The sequence below is a fragment of the Infirmifilum lucidum genome (assembly GCF_014876775.1).
In the GTDB taxonomy this organism is placed as follows: Archaea; Thermoproteota; Thermoprotei; order Thermofilales; family Thermofilaceae; genus Thermofilum; species Thermofilum lucidum.
On the sequence record NZ_CP062310.1, the window covers coordinates 834,872 to 851,474 of the forward strand.

General features: G+C 50.0%; 15 protein-coding genes and 2 tRNA genes. 10 read left to right on the top strand and 7 right to left on the bottom strand.

All coding sequences use genetic code 11. The features are described 5' to 3' along the window. The first annotated feature begins 17 nt into the window (after positions 1-17). The gene (locus IG193_RS04590) at positions 18-524 is read left to right on the top strand and encodes a hydrogenase maturation protease (protein WP_225876124.1); all 507 of its coding nucleotides are present in this window, start codon (positions 18-20) and stop codon (positions 522-524) included. Here the strand turns inward: IG193_RS04590 and ppsA are convergent. The 6 genes from ppsA to IG193_RS04620 form a co-directional block, all read right to left on the bottom strand. After that, positions 516-2,990 carry a phosphoenolpyruvate synthase gene (ppsA, locus tag IG193_RS04595; RefSeq protein ID WP_192818050.1) on the bottom strand — a complete coding sequence of 825 codons (2,475 nt, stop codon included), beginning with the start codon at positions 2,988-2,990 and terminating at the stop codon, positions 516-518. The genes IG193_RS04590 and ppsA overlap by 9 nt on opposite strands. A 298-nt stretch (positions 2,991-3,288) precedes the next feature. Next, positions 3,289-3,687: a hypothetical protein gene (locus IG193_RS04600; protein ID WP_192818051.1), complete on the bottom strand. Its 399-nt coding sequence runs from the start codon at positions 3,685-3,687 to the stop codon at positions 3,289-3,291. A gap of 57 nt (positions 3,688-3,744) precedes the next feature. Next, positions 3,745-3,828: transfer RNA gene (locus IG193_RS04605), tRNA-Ser, on the bottom strand. A gap of 35 nt (positions 3,829-3,863) precedes the next feature. After that, positions 3,864-4,913, bottom strand: coding sequence for a DUF711 family protein (locus tag IG193_RS04610; RefSeq protein ID WP_192818052.1), 1,050 nt, complete (start codon positions 4,911-4,913; stop codon positions 3,864-3,866). Beyond that, positions 4,910-6,016 carry a hypothetical protein gene (locus tag IG193_RS04615; protein ID WP_192818053.1) on the bottom strand — a complete coding sequence of 369 codons (1,107 nt, stop codon included), beginning with the start codon at positions 6,014-6,016 and terminating at the stop codon, positions 4,910-4,912. The genes IG193_RS04610 and IG193_RS04615 overlap by 4 nt, the downstream gene beginning before the upstream one ends. Before the next feature lie 32 nt (positions 6,017-6,048). Continuing rightward, a complete protein-coding gene (locus IG193_RS04620; protein WP_192818054.1) occupies positions 6,049-8,019 on the bottom strand; it encodes a type II/IV secretion system ATPase subunit in 1,971 nt (656 codons plus the stop codon). A 116-nt stretch (positions 8,020-8,135) separates the two neighbouring features. On the opposite strand from IG193_RS04620, the gene IG193_RS04625 reads away from it, so the two are divergent. The 9 genes from IG193_RS04625 to hxlB all read left to right on the top strand — a co-directional run bounded on the left by IG193_RS04625 (position 8,136) and on the right by hxlB (position 14,775). Then, positions 8,136-9,944: a type II secretion system F family protein gene (locus IG193_RS04625; protein ID WP_192818055.1), complete on the top strand. Its 1,809-nt coding sequence runs from the start codon at positions 8,136-8,138 to the stop codon at positions 9,942-9,944. Between the two features lie 2 nt (positions 9,945-9,946). Beyond that, a complete protein-coding gene (locus tag IG193_RS04630; RefSeq protein ID WP_192818056.1) occupies positions 9,947-10,510 on the top strand; it encodes an adenylate kinase family protein in 564 nt (187 codons plus the stop codon). 33 nt (positions 10,511-10,543) lie between these two features. Further along, positions 10,544-10,990 (top strand): adenosylmethionine decarboxylase, encoded by a 447-nt coding sequence (gene speD / locus IG193_RS04635; protein ID WP_192818057.1) that lies wholly within the window; start codon positions 10,544-10,546, stop codon positions 10,988-10,990. Positions 10,991-11,104: 114 nt separating this feature from the next. Continuing rightward, a complete protein-coding gene (locus IG193_RS04640) occupies positions 11,105-11,551 on the top strand; it encodes a 30S ribosomal protein S15 (protein WP_192818058.1) in 447 nt (148 codons plus the stop codon). Between the two features lie 30 nt (positions 11,552-11,581). Further along, positions 11,582-12,976: a single-stranded-DNA-specific exonuclease RecJ gene (locus tag IG193_RS04645; protein ID WP_192818059.1), complete on the top strand. Its 1,395-nt coding sequence runs from the start codon at positions 11,582-11,584 to the stop codon at positions 12,974-12,976. Then, a complete protein-coding gene (locus IG193_RS04650) occupies positions 12,939-13,226 on the top strand; it encodes a hypothetical protein (protein WP_192818060.1) in 288 nt (95 codons plus the stop codon). The genes IG193_RS04645 and IG193_RS04650 overlap by 38 nt, the downstream gene beginning before the upstream one ends. Before the next feature lie 39 nt (positions 13,227-13,265). After that, a tRNA-Arg gene (locus IG193_RS04655) sits at positions 13,266-13,369 on the top strand. 269 nt (positions 13,370-13,638) lie between these two features. Then, positions 13,639-14,109, top strand: coding sequence for an Lrp/AsnC family transcriptional regulator (locus tag IG193_RS04660; RefSeq protein ID WP_192818061.1), 471 nt, complete (start codon positions 13,639-13,641; stop codon positions 14,107-14,109). Between the two features lie 57 nt (positions 14,110-14,166). Then, positions 14,167-14,775 carry a 6-phospho-3-hexuloisomerase gene (gene hxlB, locus IG193_RS04665; protein WP_225876044.1) on the top strand — a complete coding sequence of 203 codons (609 nt, stop codon included), beginning with the start codon at positions 14,167-14,169 and terminating at the stop codon, positions 14,773-14,775. A 23-nt stretch (positions 14,776-14,798) separates the two neighbouring features. Here hxlB and IG193_RS04670 read toward each other — a convergent pair whose 3' ends face one another. After that, complete coding sequence (locus IG193_RS04670) at positions 14,799-16,571, bottom strand: helicase C-terminal domain-containing protein (protein WP_192818062.1); 1,773 nt, start codon at positions 16,569-16,571, stop codon at positions 14,799-14,801. Positions 16,572-16,603 lie beyond the last annotated feature (32 nt).

The window sequence follows — 16,603 nt, forward strand, 5'->3', positions numbered from 1 at the left end:
GCTACCTCATTATCGGGGTGGGGAACGTGATGTATGGTGACGATGCAATAGGACCTATCCTCGCAGAGGGACTATCAGAGTGCGGCGTTAACGCCTTACCGGCGGAATTGGACGTGTTCAGCGTTGTCTCCCACATCGAGGAATCATCGTTAGTCATCTTCATTGACGTATTAGACGAGTCCTTCGGGCAAAGGGGGAGAGTCGTAAAGATAAGGCTCGACCCCCAGAGGCTTTCAGCAGAGGACATAGTTGATATGATCAATTGGGAGCTTAGCGCCCACAAGGTTACACCCGCACACCTCATAGCTCTAGCCTATGCCTCTGGGGGGTTCTCCGGGGAAGCCTGGATTATAGGCCCCGTGGCGAGCAATTTTGAGTTCGGTACTTACCCTTCAGAAGACACTCTGAAAAAAGTAGAGGACATCATCTCTGAAATAGAGGATATTGTTGGAGAGAAAATCGACAGAGAGTGTGTTGTGAAAAAAGTTAGTCAAAGGCTTTCAGAGCTCAGAGCTTTATTCTAGCTCGTCAACCCTGCGGGCAAACTTTGGCAACCCCTTCCTCTCGCGCCGCATCGGCCAACCTAGATCCTCCTCGACTCTCTCGATCCCCAGCGACTTCTCGAGGAGTATCCTTCTCTCGATGGATGCTACAAGTTCCCTAGTACGAACTACCACGTCAGGGTTCACGCTTATGCTGTCGATGCCATGCCTCACGAGGAATTCTGAGAATTCTGGGTAAACGCTTGGAGCTTGACCGCATATCGAGACTGTCCTATACCCGTAGGGAGAGTTGTGGGCCTTTTCGATCAACATGGCTATAGCCGTCCGAACAGCAGGGTCTCGTTCGTCGAAGTATCTGGGGTCTATCTTCGGAAGTATCGCAGAATCCCTGTCTGTGCCTAGCGTGAGTTGTGTGAGGTCATTGCTACCTATAGAGAAGCCGTCGAAATACCTCGCGAACTCTTCTGCGAGGAAGACTATGCTTGGAACCTCTGCCATAGCCCATATCTTAAAGTCCTTGCTGCTCTCAAGTCCTTCCTCGGCGAGCAGTTTGATGAATTTCTCGGCCTCCCAGAGAGTCCTTACGAACGGTGCCATAACCCATACGTTTCCTAGGCCCATCTCGTCCCTTACTTTCTTGATCGCCTTTACCTCCAGCCTGAAAGCCTTCTCGTATTGAGAACTGATGTACCTGCTGACACCGCGCCAGCCAAGCATTGGGTTGTCCTCCTGAGGCTCGTACTTCTCGCCACCCTTTAGTTGCCTGTACTCGTTTGTCTTGAAGTCGCTGAAGCGCACGACGACTGGCCTGGGGTATATCTCCCGTGCAACTAAGGCGATGCCCTCAGCCATCTTGTTGACGAGCACGTCTCCTCTCCCAGTCTCAAGCAGGTAGAGCGGGTGCTCACCTACATAGCTGGCCATTATGAACTCCACGCGCATCAGCCCGATGCCGTCAAAGGGTAGATCCTTGTACTCCTTAATCTTCTCGGGCACACCCAAGTTCATGTATATTTTAGTAGCAGTAATGGGTTTCCAAATGATCTCGATTGGCGCAGCAGCAACAGCCTTCTCTTCTTTCTTACCGCCCAAGAGCTCCTCTACTCTCCCCTCATAGACAACGCCTGTTCTAGCGTCTACAGTGTAATCCTTGCCGTCAACCATGAGCTTTGTCGCCTCTCTGGTTCCAACAATTGCTGGAATGCCCAGCTCTCGGCTCACAATCGCCGCGTGGGCAGTCATTCCTCCCTCGTCAGTGACTATAGCAGCCGCTATTTTCATGTAGGGTACCCAGTCTGGATCAGTCATCTTAGTGACCAGGATGTCCCCGGGTTGCATTTTAGCCTTCGCGTCCTCAAGCGTGAGGCATATCTTGGCTCGTCCGTAGGCAACGCCAGGACTAGCCGCGAGCCCCTTTACTACGGGCTTTGCCTCTGCTACGCTCTTCACGGTCGCTGTTTCAGCGCCCTTAGCTTCCTTCACGCTCCAGACAGTCTCGGGTCTCGCCTGGACTATGAAAACGCTCTCAGGGAATGGTAGATCCCTGTCAACAGCCCACTCAATGTCCATGGGCCTGCCGTAGTGTTGCTCAATCTTCACAGCTAGTTCCGCGAGTCTCAAGACTTCCTCGTCGCTCAGAGACGGTGCGTTCCTCCTCGATGGCTCTATCTCGCGCTCCACGGTTTTACCCGTTTGTGGATCCCTGACTAGCTCGATCCTCTTCTCTACGATGTTCCGCTGGATAATCTGCATAGTTCTCTTGTCCACAACCCACTCGTCGGGAGTAACCTTGCCGCTCACCACGGCTTCTCCCAGCCCCCAGTGGCCCTCGATAACGATTTTATCCCTCTCGCCTGTCACAGGGTGAAGCGTGAACATTACACCGGCAGACTTAGAGTTGACCATCTTCTGTACTGCCACGCTGATAAGAACCTTCTCATGCTCGAACCCCTTCGACTCCCTGTAGAATATCGCCCTAGGCGTGAACAGGCTTGACCAGCACTTCTTCACCTTGCTGACAACGTCGTCCTCACCCCTCACGTTCAGGTATGTCTCCTGTTGCCCCGCAAAACTCGCGTCTGGGAGATCCTCCGCCGTAGCACTACTCCGCACAGCGACAAACTCCTCTTTCTTGCCGACGCGCTTGCCGAGATCCCTGTAGGCCTTCCTAATCTCTTCTTCGATGTCCTCCGGCATGGGGGCGCTCTCAATAAGCTCTCTTATCTCCTTGCTAGCCTCCATGTAGTCCTCGGGCTTCGCAGCGCCTGCTGGAACACGGCTACGGAGTATCTCATAGATCTTGTCGCGGATACCAGTTTCCTCGATGAACCTCTTATAGGCATAAGCTGTTACCGCGAAGCCGGGCGGGACGGGTATCCCGGCCTTTATCATCTCGCCGAGGTTAGCATTCTTGCCACCCACTATTGGCACGTCTTCCTTTGAGAGCTCTTCAAACCACAGGATTATCTTGTTCTTCTTCTCACTCATGGTCTCGGAAATAGCAACCCTAATGACTATAAAAACACAGTGTTATAACCAGGTATACTCACTAAGCCATCCAAATTACTAAGCGGCATAAACCCCAAAGAGACACCCGTTCGTTCTTTTCAGAAAAAGTTTAAATCGCTACACGCATGATTATAAGTGCCGGCACACCCTGAAAGTCCACCCCCCGCTACCAGGAGCGGGGTGGGGAAGCCAGGCATCCCGCGGGGCTCATAACCCCGAGGTCGGTGGTTCAAACGGGTGTGCCGGCGAATTTTTACAGTATGAGATTGTTTTGAGCCTAGCAAGTAGGGGTTAGGGTTTTTCTCCATGTGCAGGTTACTTCCCTTATCCTGGCGAGCCTCCAGTCCTCGCTACTCCACAGGACGCACTCTCTGGGCCCCAGCTTCGTGAATATACCTGCCATCTGCCGGCCGAGCACCCCCTCGAGCGCAGGCCTCTCGACAGGATTGTGGGAAGAAGAGGAGTATACCGCACTGGGCCACTGTCTCCAGCCACCGTAGTTATGCTCTGATCCGCTACAACCAGCTGTATGCCTGGCCCCCTGGGCACGAGCGACAATGAGGGCAGCACCCCAGTAGCCGGCTCTGTAAGCCCACTGAGGGCTAGAGAGAGCCGGAAAGAGGGGGTCTACTGAGACAGAGAGGTCGCTTCCCCAAGGCACGTAGAACCAATACATAGAGCAAACAAACTTCTCTTTATAAAAACGGTTATCCAGTTAAAATAGTCAAGATAGCGCCGGGGCCGGGATTCGAACCCGGGTTCCCTGTCGGGAAGCGGATTAGCAATCCGCCGCCTTGGGCCGCTCGGCCACCCCGGCCTCTTAAGAAAACCGCACGCCCCCTTTAATAACTTTTATCTTAGCGGCGATAGTACAGGAGTTTTCCCGAACATGCCGAGATCTATATCACTGCCGTCTTCAGCGGGAGCAAGGATGAGGCGCATTCCAAGCGGCCTCCTCTTTAACAGGTGAATATCCCAGAGATCCCTTAGGAGGCCAAGGAGAACCGTGTCTTCGGATGTATCAGGTATCACTACCATGTCCAGGCCTGCCACACAGTATGAGGCGTAATTTAAGAGGTGGCTGAACCTGAGCTGTCCGATTCGGGCTAGCTCCTTGAGGCGGTTGTCCTCGGCCAGCGGGAGCATCACTTCATTAAATCCTGTTGTCTTTACATGGCTAGCTAGGTATTCGATCCTTCTGTTTAGCTCTCTGATGGCTGCAATTGTTCCAGGCAGCGTAAACGTGATGCCCGAGATCTCCTCAACAAGGGATGCCACGCTACGCTCCATCCACGGAGAGATTGAGAGGTCTACTCCAAGGAAGCTATCCCAGCTTGCCTCGGCTTGTCTCTGCATCTCCTTAAGTCTCTCTAGCAGTGATTCAAGCAAGGCTCCCTTCTTAAACTGCTCGACATAGAGTAGACTCAAAGATACACCATTCTCCTTGCTCTGAGTAGCAGGGAAGTATGGTGTCTGAACTCTTTGACCGAAGCTTACCGCGAAGCGTGTCGCAAGCATGTACGAGCTCTCCGAGAACACTCTGAAGACTTTGAGTATGTCAGACTCTGAGCCGGGGCCGTACTCGACCGAGAGAAATAGTCTTGGATATGTGAGCAGTGCTTCGTATAAAGTGCTCGGATCCCAGTGACCCAAGGGTATACCTACGTAATTTATACCTTGGCTCTCTGCCCTTTCATACAGAGTCTTTAGCGTGCGCTCTAATTCAGACTCGGACGTGAGGGGGGCCACTACCCTCTTACTCACTATCTTTAAATGTGTCGACTCTGCGAAATTGTCTAGACCCTCCAGGAACTTCGAGAGATCTCTCTCGAGCCCGTCGGTAGACGACAAGGTCTTAGCGTCGATGTGTAGTGCGGCAGCTCTTATGTCAATGGTGCTCAAAGAGTGCCCACCTCGCGTAGGTAGTCTAGGAGGCTGTCAGCATCCTTAAAAACCTTTGTAGTGTAGTACTCGAAGAAGGGGCTTGACTCTTCAAAGGGGAATATTGCGTAGACATTCTTGTTGTGAGTATAGCCATACTTTACCTCGCTTAAGACTCCGGGCGAAAGCACTTTAGTTGGGTAGAATACGATTATCATGTCGCTCTGATTTATTAGCTGGTAATCCCTCATAACTATCTGGTCTTTAATGTCGCCTACGGCATCCAGTATCTCTTTAACTTTTATTTCTCCGACCTTCCCGTCGACCTCTACTTCAATGGTTTCCCTGCCCTTTGAGATGGCGTCGTGAGCCATGTCTATTAGTATAGAGTCTTCTATTGATATTGGGTCGAATAGGACTATTCCCGCTTCCTTCAGCTTCTTCTTTATCTCGTCCTTCTGCTCCCATACCTCCACGTCGCCCTTAACATGTGTGATCGGATAGCTGAGGTATGCCTTCGGTAGCGGTTTTCCGCCAGATTTACGAGCCTTCTCAACGTTGAAGAGTATCTTCTCGAGCATGGCAGGATCCTCTCGGCGTGGGAACAGATAGAAGGGCTTCTTCTGGTACTCCGCGAGCATTCGAGTAATGAAGGCTTCCTCATCCCGCCAGACAAGTACCTCCTTTAATGTGAGCCTTCTACTCCACACCCTATCGTGGAGGAGATTTAGGTACACGTTGTGGGCATTATCTATCACGTTGATGTAGACGTCTGGGTTCAGGGTATTCACGTAATGGAAGTTGAACGCTTGCATAAGGTGTTTCTTCCAGCGGAAACAGACGTGAGTGCTAACCCCGACGACGCCTCCAGTAGAGCGTATGCTTTCTACCTCTTTGAGAATGTCCTCGAACGTGGCCGCCCTTAAGTAATCCAGAGCTAGTGGATCCATGTCCAAGATCTTGCCGTCCGGTATGTGCACTCCTAGATCACTGGACTTCTTAAACATCCTCGACCCCACGTCTACTACTCTCAACATGCTGTTTCGCGCCTGGACTTCCTGTAGTATGCTGAGGCGCCCGCTGCCACTAATGCCTGTAACGAAGGCTACCAGTCCGTCGCTCACAACGCCTCACTACATTTACATGTTTTTATTTTCTATTTAAGGTTAAGTTTTTTGACTAATGTTTCTCCTTCACTTGTCAGCCTATAACCTACTACGGGCCTGCCCTCTACATAGATGAGAGTGGGTATAACCAGGCGCTTCCCGCTGAGTTCTCCCATGGCTTTGACGAATTGATCCCTTGAAAGCGAAGTAAGGGAGAGGACGGACGTGTGATCCCCCTCACCTCCTAGTACAGCAAGAGCCCTTAGAACCGTCATGCTTTCAGAGCTAACACTGATGCTGATGTCTGTCGTCACTTCTTCTCTCTTATCGACAGAGGGTGTCTGTAGCACTGTGGAAGCCCGTTGAGCCGGAGTAGGTCTTGTAACAGTTACTGCAGGCCTTGGAGCCACTTCAACTTCGATCCTAGGGGTTATCTTTACCGGCTGTGGAAGCGCGTTCATCTCCTTCAGCTCCGCGTAGGCTGTAGAGTGCACCTCCTCCGGATATACGTAATACCTGTTGATGTACGTGAACACATCCTTAGTCTCCTTTATTCCTTTAACCTGCAACCACTTCAAGACTACCCGCCTGCGCTCGATCTCCCTATAGAGATCCTCTACCTTCTTACCAGTTCTTTCAGCTATGTACCGCAGGTGGTAGCTCTCAGACACTACCCTGTGAACATCTTTCACCGGATCCCACCGAACTATTTCCCGGTACTTCTCGTATTCCTCCACCTCCCACACGTGCTTGACCCTCCTGGCAAACCCCCCACTAGGGAGAATAGTTCTCTCGGTCATAATGGCGACATTAAGGGAGGGTATGTACGCCGGAGACACATTCATCGGCGGGCTGGTGAGCCTCTTAACTGCACGGTCTAGCGAGTCGGCGTGCATTGTAGACATCCCCCCGTGCCCCGTGCTCATAGCTTGGAATAGCACGAATGCCTCTTCACCCCTCACCTCCCCGACTATGATGTAGTCGGGCCTGTACCTCAGAGAAACCTTGACGAGGTCGTAGAGCGTTATCTCCCCTACCTTAGACTCCCCAAGCCCATAACTCTCCCTACTAACTAACTGAACCCAGTTCTCGTGGGGTAAGTTGAGTTCGGGAGTCTCCTCTATAGTCACTATTTTGTAGCCGGGCTTGAAGAAGTTTGCTATAGCGTTTAGGAGCGTTGTCTTCCCCGCTGCAGTGGCGCCTATAACCATGAGTGTCATCCTGTTCTCCAACATAACCCATAGGTATGCAGCTGTCCAGTCGTCGATGTTCCCCCCGCTTATTATCTCAATTATCGAGAGTGGCTTCTCACGGAACTTACGGATAGTGAAGGTACTGCCCCTTGGCGAGACCTCCTCCCCATACGTTGCCGCCAGCCTGTGCCTCCCCGGGAGCATCGCGTCGACAATGGGAAAGGCTGCTGAGATGTGTTTCCCAGACATGTGTGCCAGCTTCACGATGAACTCGCGTAGATAGTCCCGGCTCCTGAACACAATATTTGTCGGTATGCTCTCATAGTCTCTATGCCACACGTGTATTGCCCTGTCAACGCCGTCACAGCTAATGTCCTCGAGCTTGTAATCCTTCATTAGAACCTCTATCGGGCCATAACCGACTAAGTCGCGCTCTATGTAGTATACTATCTTTCCCCAGCTCTCCTCACTTATCCCCCTGATAGACTTCCTGTATTTCTCAGCAAGTCTCCTCGCCTCCTCTATAATGTGTTGCCTCAAGTCCACGTCGAACGATGCTGGAGGCTCCAGCTCTACGCTCAGAATATCGATTAGTTTATTGACGGCCTTCCTCTCCTCCTCTGTTAGTTGAACCTCCTCGACAAAGTACGCACGCTGGTTGCCAGCCTCCGGTATTTCGACGATCTTGACCTTGGCAAAGGGTTCTACGACCCAGTACTCGTCTATAACCTTGTAGTCCTCCCTAGCGGGCAGGTAGACTACAGCTTCCTCGACTCTCTCTCCTTCTTTAGCCTTCTCCTTTATCTTTTTAGGCTTCTTTCGAGGCATTACTGAAACTGATTAACAGCAACCGTGGATATATATCCTTCTCTCCCTGCTCTTAGATCCTCTCACCTCTCTGCATTAAATATTAAAATCTCGCAACAGCTCTTCTTCATGAGCGTATGGTTTCGATTGATGGAATTGCGTACGGCGTTTTCGGTTGGGCTGGAGAGACTCTTCTAAAGATGTTCCCAAGCCTAAAGAGCGATATAGAGTCGGCGGACATGAAAGTTTACCCTCCAGCTTATGCCGCTCGTTGCATAATGTTGTCACTAGTGGCTTTCGTCCTGGGTCTTGCCTTCGATGCCCCGCTAGTATTTATAATGAGCAGGCTTGGGGCAGGTGTACTCCAGATTGTTTCCATGTCGGTTCTAGCCCCTGTGCTCCTGGCCTCGCTGACCTTCGTGTTTCTCCTATTCTACCCCAAGATCAAGGTATCGTCCCGCCAGTTGAGGTTCGACCTGGAGATACCCTACCTCTCTGTCTACATCACGGTCATGGCTACCGGTGGCATTTCACCGTACACGAGCTTCGAGAGGCTGGCGAAAGCCCCGAAAGTGCTCTTCCAGGAGGTGAAAAAAGAGGCTATGCGCTTCTTCATAAGCGTGAAGGCTATGGGTAAAGACCCCCTTACGGCAATCGAGGAGAGCGCAAAAAGAGTCCCCCACAATGGCTACAAGCAACTCATGCTTGGCTACGCGGCTACTCTCAAGGCAGGTGGCGATGTAATTCACTATCTTCAACGGCAGACAGAAGTCATGCTCAGAGAAAGGGTATCTCAGATAAAAACGGTTGGGGAGAGAATTGGCGCGCTGATGGAGTCTTACATGGCGGTAGTGCTCCTCAGTTCGATGACTTTATACGTGCTCTACGTAGTTAACATGGCTCTGGCCCAGGCCGGGCTCGGGCTCCAGCAGGGGGCCTTTCAGTTTGTGCTAGTCTCATACATTGTAATGCCTATGCTCTCTGGAGTCTTTATATATCTCGCCGACCTCATGCAGCCCAAGTACCCCGTATACGACAGCAGACCCTACCTGATCTACTTTTCAATAGGCATACCCCTAACAGTCTTCCTCTTCGTCACGACAACACTACCGTTCATCACGCCACCCCCGCTCTCCACAGCGCTGAGGAGAGCATTTACTCCATTCGTACTCCTGGTAGAAAGCCTTACGAGGGGGCTAGGCATGGAGAAAGGCTATGAGGCTGGCGTAGGCATGGTTATTTCCCTGGGAGTCGGCCTCATCCCGGGCATGGTAGCTGATAACCTCTCAGTTCTGAAGTTCGGAGGTATTCAATACGGACTTACAAGGTTCCTAAGGGATCTGGTGGAAGTCAGGAAGACCGGCATGGCCCCGGAGCGGTGTATAGTAAACTTGAAAGACAGAGATTATGGAAGATTTACTCCATACCTGAGGGATATAGCAACACAGGTGGGGTGGGGCGTCTCCCTAAGTAAAATATTTGAGAGATTTTCCCGCGGGATGAAGAACTGGTTCGCGCTAATCTCGATGTTCCTACTTGTTGAGAGCATTGAAGTCGGTGGCGGCACACCGCAAACCCTTGAGGCACTTGCAAGCTACGCTGAAACCCTCGAGCAGATCGAGAAGGAGAAGAAGGCTATGCTAAGGCCGCTCATGCTTATGCCCTATGTCGGGGCGCTTATTATAACGGTGGTTGTACTCATTCTTATCAGTTTCATGAGTTCGATGCTCAGGTTCGCGGGGCAGAGTATATCTACCGAGCAGTTAATTTCTATGTTCCTCCCACCAGTGATTATAAACAGTTACATGATGGGTCTAGCCGCGGGTAAAATAAGTTCCGAGAGAGTCTCTGCGGGATTCCTCCATGCATTCCTGCTGCTCCTAGCAAACCTAGTTTCAATGATCATTGCCCCACAAATCACTGCGGGGATGATGCCCAGAATCTAGCTATGGCAATACTGATTACCGGCACACCTGGCGTTGGAAAAACCACTATAGCTCGGCTTCTCGCGGAGCGTACAGGGAAGAAGTACATAGATTTCGCAGAAGTTGTAAAGAATGAAAGGCTTTATGCGGCCTATGATCCCGAAACGAACTCCTACGTAGTTAACCTCGACAGAGCTCGGAGCTACATGGAACAACTTTTGAGCTGTGAAGAAATCCTGGATACCCACCTCGTGGAGGCTCTCCCCCCTGACAAAGTGTCAGTTGCTATAGTCCTCAGACTAGACCCCCTTGTACTCCGCGAGCGCTTGAATAAAAGAGGATACCCCAGTAGGAAAATTCGTGAAAACATAGAGTCGGAGATTCTAGACGCTGTGCTCATTTCCGCTATAGAGAACTTAGGCGAGGAGAAGGTCTTCGAAGTAGACACTACGGGGAAAACTATTGCAGAAATTATTGAAATTATTACACAAATACTGAATAAAAATGGAAAATTATACAAGCCGGGACGAGTAGACTGGCTTGAAAAATACTACTTTCTCATCGGGAAAGAGGGGGGAATTATTTAAATTTTGAGGGTTTACTCTTGATTTCGTAGGGAAATGACGGGGAAAAATCGTGGGGTGAGAGGAGGAGGCGTTGGTCGCCACCTGATAGTGGAGATGTTCGAATGCGACCCCATAGCACTCGACAGTATTGAGACGATAAGGACAGCACTACTAGATTCGGCAGTGGCTTCAAATAGTACAGTTGTAAGCTTTGACTTTTATCGCTTTAAACCCCACGGTGTCAGCGGATACGTCCTCGTGGCAGAGTCCCACATATCAATACACACGTGGCCCGAGTACGGCTATGCCGCTATAGACGTCTTTACATGTGGAGAGCACACAGATCCTTGGAAAGGCTTAGATGTGCTGAAAGACAGATTGAAAGCGAAGAAGATGACTGTTCTCGAAATTGTCAGGGGAGTCGGCATTGAGAACTATGAGGGATACTGGATCCCGCCGGAGAAGAGGAGAGAGGAGGCTGTAGTCGCAACAACACCATAATAGCAAAAAGTATTTTTTCTTTTAGGCTACTTTGTCCTCTTCTTTGTCTCGAGGCTTACGGCCCTGCAATAACTTTTTATTATTCTGCTCTGTTTTATCGGGACGGAGAATATTATGAGAAAGTCAAAGGAGAAGGGTCGCTCAAGCTCAAAGAGACCCCCGGAACTCAAGAGACCCGAATGGGTGGGCATGAAACCCGAGGAGGTAGAGGAACTCGTCGTCTCGCTATTCAGGAAGGGGTATCCCCCGTCTATGATAGGCTTGATTCTACGCGACCAATATGGCATTCCGCTAGTCAAGTCAGTTACAGGTAAGAGCATACTGCAGATTCTACGAGAACGCGGTCTCGCTCCAGAGATTCCTGAAGATCTAATGAATCTCATCAGGAAAGCCATTAAAATAAGAAAACATCTCGAGGAGCACCCAAAGGATTATCACTCTAAGAGGGGGCTCCAGCTAGTCGAGAGCAAGATTCACAGACTGGCAAAGTACTACGAGAGGGAGGGGGTGCTTCCGCCAGACTGGAAATATGAGCCCGAGAAAATCGCACTATACGCCTAGTAGAGGGACACAGTACTCTAGGGCTTTTCTATGCCTCCCTCTCTCGACGAACTCCTAGCCCACTCTCAGAAGTTCCTGGAGGATCTAAGAGAGCGTAAGGAACCAACACTTATAGTATCTCACTACGACGCCGACGGGCTCTCATCAGCGTCAATATTTGCCTGGATTTTCCTACAACTTGACGTACCCTTTCACCTTGTTTTTGTCGAGCAGACGTACCCCGATACTCTTGAAGATCTCCCTTTCAAAGACTATTCCTATGTAATATTCCTTGATCTAGGTAGCGGCTATAAAGAACTGATTAGAGAATTTACCTCAAACAAGAAAGTAATGATCGTGGATCACCACGTCCCTTCAGAACCAGAACGCTGGGATCATCTTGTAGAAATAAACCCGTATCTCGTCGGCGTAGATGCGTCCACGCAAACGAGCTCTTCCACACTCTCCTATAGTATAGCTCTACGTGTAGTAAGAGCCGATGAGAACCTTATTCCTGTTGCTCTCGCTGGCGCTTTAGGGGACAGGCTAGATATAGGGGAAAAATCATCACTACTAGGGCTTAACCGGGCTGTCCTAGAGGAGGGTAAAAAGAGAGGGGTGGTAGGTGAGGCCATCTCACTTAGGCTCTTTGGGTTCAAAAGGAGGCCGCTAGTCGAGGCTCTAGCCTCCACTATAGACCCGTATATTCCTGGGTTGTCAGGGAATCCTACAGCATGTATAAAATTTCTTGAGAGTATCGGCATAAATCCCCGCAACGGTGACACTGCACGTAATATTGGTTCTCTGAGCCACGCCGAGATCAAACACCTTGCCTCAGAGCTTGTAAAGTACATGATTAGCATGAATGTGAACGTAAAAGAGGCCGAGAAAATTTTTGGTTATAACTATTTCTCTTTACGCGAAGCTGACTCCAGCCCACTTAAAGACCTAAGAGAGTACGCGTACGTGTTAAATGCTCTAGGTAGGCTAGACCAGTATGGGACTGCTATCTCGCTTAACTTCGGACACAGAGGGAAATATATTGTAAGAGCAGAAGAAAGTATAAAAGAGTACAGGAGGTTGATTGCAAAACAGTTAAACAATATAGTAGAGCAGAGAAGCGCTCGCGTTGTTTCTGGTCGTGCCACTATCGTGTTCTTCATCGAGGAGAACATGCCAAAGCTTACGGGCCCGGTGAGTTCTATCCTAGCTAACGAGTTCGCCCAAATCCTACGCAACACAGGTAATAAGATTGTAGGTGTAGCTTCTCCTCTGGAGGGCGAGAAGATGAAGGTATCCTTTAGGAGACTAGACGAATCTGTAAATCTGGGATCCTTGCTACAGAAGTACGCCAAAGAACTAAATTTTGTGGGTGGCGGTCACCCCGCAGCCGGAGGTGCCTTGCTCGATGAAAAAATCCTTGAGGAACTCCTTAAACGAATTTAGCAGGGACAGAACCTTGAAGAAGATCCGAATAAAAATCGAGCTCCCTGTATCGCCAGAGGCCTTCAAGGCGTTAGTTGTGGATGACTTTAGCACAGTACAGCTTGAGATCAACGCAGGGTATCATGAGGGAAGAATAGTGTACACCATCACGCTTGATCCCAGGAAAACAGGTGAAGCGAAAGGTATCGTTAACGAGGTGCTGAGAATCCTTAAATCGATTGAAAATTTAAAGCCCCTAGCTGACTCATGAGCTAAAACTTTTATAGCATCCCATGACAGCATGAATACTGGGCCCGTGGCGTAGCCAGGAAGCGTGGCGGCCTCCGGAGCCGTAGACGTGGCGGCGTCGCCGCTGCTCGGCGGATGTCCCGGGTTCAAGTCCCGGCGGGCCCGTAATTTTCCTCTTGAGAAAAGGAGTTGCCTCTACTCTGGCGTCCTTCTCATTTTTAGCGGCTTACCGGCAACATCGGCCCTTCACCACAGAGCGCTCAGAGAGTGCCATATTTCTCTATCATTTGTAGGTCTCGGGATTCCAGGAGGCCATAAATCCTTCACACCCACAATTTGATGCTGTAATGATGTTCTATGATGTGTGCACCTGGCTCTTTTATACGCCCTAAAATTTTTTAACCAGTATTTCGATAAACACTTGGTTGAAAATTATGAGTGAACAAGTTTTGGAAGTCAAGCTTGACCACATTGACAGAAAAATACTAGAGATACTGCAGGACAATGCTAAGACGCCGTATTCTCAGATTGCAAGCCAGCTGGGGATCTCGGAGGCTACTGTACACCTTAGAATCAGGAAACTCGTCAACGCAGGCGTGATAAAGAGGTTCCAGGCAGTCGTAGACCCCGAAAAAGTCGGGAAGAAAGTAACTGCCATTATAGCTGTCATAGCTGTGCCCCAGAAGTACGGCCAAGTTCTCAAACAGCTCGAGAAGATGCCTGAAGTCTACGAGATATACGACGTCACAGGGGAGTACTCAACTATACTCAAAGTTAGAGTTAAGAGTAAGGAAGATCTGGCAAAGTTGATAGACGAAATAGGAGGCATCGACGGTGTCGAAAGTACAAAGACAATGTACGTCTTGAGGGTGATCAAGGAAGACACACGAATTAGGATAGATTAGCTACAGGGAAGAGACACTGGAGGCAAAAAAATATTTCTACTTGGCGTGTTAAAACTTGTGGCTGAAGATGTCAAGAAGGCTATGAGTAGTATTACAGAGTACATAGCTAAGGTTATAAACGAGATTGATTCCGAAATGACCGTAAGGTTTCTCAAGCTCCTCACTTCTGCCCTCGCAAACAAGAATAAAATCCTAGTAGTAGGCGCCGGCCGTAGCGGGCTGGTCGCAAGGGCATTTGCTATGAGGCTCATGCACCTCGGCTTTGATGTATACGTAGTCGGAGAGACCATAACACCATCGGTTAAAGAGGGCGACCTCTTGATAGCTGTGTCAGGGTCAGGTAGCACCCAGATCGTGCTGTCCGTAGCCTCCGCCGCTAAAAAGGCTAAGGCAACTGTCATTGCCGTAACATCCTTTGAAGACTCCCCTCTGGGGAAGATTAGCGATTTTATAGTGAAAATACCGGGTAGAACCAAGGTGGCTGCAGAAACCGACTACTTTGCGAGACAAGTAATGGGGCTCTACGAGCCACTGGCGCCTCTCGGCACGCTATTTGAGGATACCGCGATGATATTCTTCGACGGCGTCATATATGCGCTGATGAACCTGCTAGGCGTGCGCGAGGAAGACTTAAAGAAAAGACATGCAAACGTTGAGGGCCTGTAGCAGCACCCCTATTTTTTCCGGTATTAGTTCTCCGGAAAGACGCGAGGGGCAATACCATATAGTTCGAAGAACCCTAAAGCCTCGGGTTCAGCTGCTCTCTCGTCCAAGAGGTATACTCTAATGCAGTCAGTCTCAGACCTTATCCCTCTACCAATAATTTGAATAGTCTTCATTAGAGCCGGATATAGGAATACTTGATTCCACGCCCACTTCCAGTCTCCCGTCGCATCCTTGAGGGTTTTTAAAAGCCTCTGGTTGCTGGGGGAGGGGGTTGGAACAGGCAACCCGGCAATAACAATAGTATCGATTAGGTTCTTTTTCAACGCTCTAAACTCAACTCCCTCGGAGAACTTCCCCCAAGCGACAATCATTACAAGGCCTTTCCTATTTTCTAATAAGAAGTTGAGAATCTCGTCGAGCGCTGTATCGTGCCTCTCCATGAGCCTCGGCCTGGCTTTCAGGAATGGATAGACTTCCATCATAAATGAGTACGAGGGGAAGACAGCTAACACGTGGAGGCTTTCAGGTTCCGCGAAAATAGCGTCGATAAGCCGGGCATAGCGCTTGTACAACTCGCCTGTTCTTAACACATACCTTGATGAGATTCCCCGTGTAATGGTCAACTCAACATTCTCTCCCCATGCAAACGGGTACGTAACCTCTAACAACTTATCCTTTTCAATGCCCAGTACTGCCGTGTAGTAGTCTGCGGGGGGAAGAGTAGCCGACAGCAAAACGGCCGATCTTATGCTCTGGAATACTTTCCTAGCAATTCTGGAGACATTGTAGAAATGTATTTTGAACAACTTACTCCCATGCTCGTCTAAGGCTAGGAGTACAGTGTCGCCAGGCATGTTCTCCACTTTACTTATAAATTCTGAGACATACCACACAGCAGAAACTGTGCCTGTCTTCTGCTCGACGGCTTGGGCTAGCAAGTTTAGGCTTGTGGACGGCGGAGCTATCTCCAAGAATACCTCAGCAGGAATTTCCTCCCCTTCCTCTGAGGCTTTCTTGTCTAGGAGCAAGAGGAAACTTTTTAAGGCTTCTCTAATCTCCAGGAACCCCTGCCCCCCAAACCTTTGGATTTCCCTCAGTGCAGACCTTATAGTAGACTCGCTTAGCTGGCTACTCAGGCTGTCTGAAATAAACGTAGGAAGGTTGTGTGCTTCATCGATGATTACGAGAGTTTCAGAAAGATTTACTCTACCCTTCTCTACAAGGATGTTCAAGAGCGACAGGTCGAAGAGATAGGGATAAGATGCTATAATAATCCTGGCTTTCTCCAAAGCTCTCCAAGCTACCGCATAGGGGCATACTTGTTTTTCACGTCCTAGCCTCCTCAATAGGGAGACTGTCAGAACCTGTGGTACCTCAAGGGATTCTATAGTGTCCTTATAGGGGCACTCTCTGCTCACTCTCTTCAGGAGGCAGAACCTCGCGAAGCGATCATAATCCATCTCCGTTACCAGTTTCCTGGGAAAAAGACAGAGATCCTTCTTGCTCGTAAGCGTTACAACGGCGAGGCCCACTCCTCTATCAACGAGTCTTGCGGCCTCGCGAATTGGAGCTTGAAACTGGCTCTTCGAGTGGGCAAGGTACACTATGCGTGGGACGCCAGACGCTAGAGCCCCTGCGAGAGCTGCGGCAGTCTTCCCGAACCCTACTGGATAGCGGGCGAGTAGTATCTTAGAGCCCACAACGCTCTCATACACAAGCCTCGCTAACTCGAGCTGTCCACTACGCGGGTTCATGTATGGGAAGAACCCCTTGATCCTGGCTACTAGCTCTTCCATCCCTAAGAAGGGTCTGCCAGCGGAGGCTATAT